We start from the raw sequence: 2,047 nt of genomic DNA, 5'->3' as shown, positions 1-2,047 counted from the left end.
ATATTACCTGAGTGTCAAAATCTATTATTTGATTATGAACAGCTCGAACAGCTTATACAGGCACAAAAGCAGCATTATCGTGGCACGCTAAAAATTTCAATGCCCAGCCGAATCGTGCATCAAGTGATTATTCCTGAACTGCCCGATTTTTATAGCCGCTATCCAGATATCCATTTACAACTTCATAGCTCTGATGACATCACTGACTTAATCGAGAAAGGAATCGATTGTGTTGTTCGGGTGGGGCAGCTAGATAATAGTAGTTTAATTGCGAAGTTCGTTGGTAACTTGATTATGGTGAACTGTGCAAGTGCTGACTATTTAGAACAGTACGGTATTCCTGAACAATTAGAAGATCTATCTCAACACAAACTCATTAACTATGCGGGAGCAGTAGGAGAAAAACAGGGCGTATTTTTATATCAAGATGGAGCTGTGATGATGGATAGTGCTTTAAGCGTAAATAATACGGAAGCCTATATTGCAGCGGCTATTGCAGGTTTGGGAATTATTCAACTTCCATACTACGATGTTCAGGATAAAATCGAGCAGGGAACTTTAGTTGAAGTACTAAGTACCTATACCGCTCAATCACTTCCACTTAATATTTTATATCCGAACCGGAGTTATATTCCTAAACGTTTGGAAATCTTTATGGAATGGGCTAGGGATGTTCTATATAAGAAGTGCATCGTCATCTTTTAGTCATAAAATTAAAATACATTAACAATAAAAAAAGCCTCTCGAACTGAGAGGCTTTTTAGAATTTGGTGGGTCGTCCGCGACTCGAACGCGGGACCAACGGATTAAAAGTCCGCTGCTCTACCAACTGAGCTAACGACCCAAATAGGTTCAAAACAGATAAGTGGTGGGTCGTCCGCGACTCGAACGCGGGACCAACGGATTAAAAGTCCGCTGCTCTACCAACTGAGCTAACGACCCTGAACAAACATTCAAATATCATTTGAATGTGAAGTGCAAGATAACTAAAAGTTTTCTAACACCACCTTTGTTTTGATGTCGCGTATTTTAGCAAGTTATTCAACTAACACAAGAGGAAATTTAAAAACATTTGCATGATTGCCTATAAAAAGCACGATTTCCTCTTGTTTAGCTAAAAAATGAACTAAAAACGGTATTTATATGCCTGAATGTTGTCAAAAATTTCAGTTGTGATGTCACAGTAACTGCTTGCACCAGGCAATAAAGCGAGTAAACGTTCAGAAGTTTTGCTTGGATTAAACGCATCTTCCTTCAATTTATTCTTTTGGTACTTAAAAGTACCTGTGGTTTCAACTTTAGCTTGTATACGTAAAAACACTGGTACCGCATAAGCAGGTAAGCATTTTTTAAATACAGTCACCATTTCTGTTAAATCAGCGTCATTTAACTCGGCACCATCAGCAAGTGTGATTGCTGCCATACCTGCACGACCATTGGTATTTGGAATTTCTACACCATAAACGACAGCTTCAGCGATCTTGTCATATTCACACACCATGTTTTCAACTTCGGTGGTAGATACATTTTCGCCTTTCCAGCGGAAGGTATCACCTAAGCGGTCAACAAACTGGGCATGACGGAAACCAATATTACGAACAAGATCACCTGTGTTGAAATATGAGTCACCTTTTTTAAAGACATCTTGCATAATCACAGATTTATTCTTTTCTGGGTCGGTATAGCCATCAAATGGAGAGCGACTGGTAATTTTTCCTACCAATAAACCGACTTCACCTGCTTTAACTTTTTTACACCAGCCATTTTTATCGCGTACAGGCTCATTCTTTTCTTTATCAAATTGAATGACTGCATACGGCATAGGGGAGAAGCCTACCGTATTATCAAAGTTGAAAATATTACTAAAGCCGACATTGCCTTCACTTGAAGCATAAAGCTCTAGAACTTCTTCAACACCAAAACGCTGTTTGAACTTATCCCAGATGTTTGGACGCATGCCGTTACCAATCATTTTGGTTACACGGTGAGCACGGTCAAGCTCTGTAGTTGGAGCATCCATCAAGTAACGGCAAAGTTCACCTACATA

The 2,047-nt window shown here is 39.4% G+C and carries 2 protein-coding genes and 2 tRNA genes; 1 reads left to right on the top strand and 3 read right to left on the bottom strand.

Features of this window, described 5'->3' with window-relative positions:
• Positions 1-705: LysR substrate-binding domain-containing protein (locus tag J580_RS22650; RefSeq protein ID WP_032006063.1), on the top strand; the 705-nt coding region annotated here is incomplete at its 5' end.
• A gap of 63 nt (positions 706-768) precedes the next feature.
• On the opposite strand, the gene J580_RS22645 is transcribed toward J580_RS22650, so the two are convergent.
• The 3 genes from J580_RS22645 to J580_RS22635 form a co-directional block, all read right to left on the bottom strand.
• Positions 769-844, bottom strand: a tRNA-Lys gene (locus J580_RS22645).
• 22 nt (positions 845-866) lie between these two features.
• Positions 867-942, bottom strand: a tRNA-Lys gene (locus J580_RS22640).
• Positions 943-1,126: 184 nt separating this feature from the next.
• The coding region (locus J580_RS22635) for an AMP-binding enzyme (RefSeq protein WP_032006061.1) at positions 1,127-2,047 on the bottom strand (921 nt) is incomplete at its 5' end.

The organism is Acinetobacter sp. 1542444 (assembly GCF_000581835.1).
Lineage (GTDB): Bacteria > Pseudomonadota > Gammaproteobacteria > Pseudomonadales > Moraxellaceae > Acinetobacter > Acinetobacter pittii.
Note: the sequence above shows the minus strand (reverse complement) of the source record. Positions and strands in the feature narration are given on the sequence as shown.